At 63.1% G+C, this 244-nt stretch carries 1 protein-coding gene; it reads left to right on the top strand.

All coding sequences use genetic code 11. The features are described from left to right. Positions 1-59 precede the first annotated feature (59 nt). Positions 60-244, top strand: a 185-nt coding sequence (locus tag ACQG3P_RS22000) for a hypothetical protein (protein ID WP_426806235.1), incomplete at its 3' end; no start/stop codon positions are given.

The raw sequence follows: 244 nt of genomic DNA on the forward strand, positions 1-244 counted from the left end.
GCTCAACTGCTGCCGGCATGCCCGCTACCCACCACTGGATTTCTCCATGGACCAGCGCTATGCCCGATCCAAACGTCGTCTACGGCACAGAACAGAATGACACCCGGTACGGCTCTCTCGGTGAGGACATCATCTACGGCGGTGACGGCGAGGCCTCGATCAACGCAGGTGGGGGCATCGACAGGCGGGGGGGCGGCGCGGGCAATGGTGTGCTGTCTGGTAGTAGGGGTGCCGATGTGTATCG

Source organism: Stenotrophomonas sp. SrG, assembly GCF_050031795.1.
GTDB lineage: Bacteria > Pseudomonadota > Gammaproteobacteria > Xanthomonadales > Xanthomonadaceae > Stenotrophomonas > Stenotrophomonas rhizophila_A.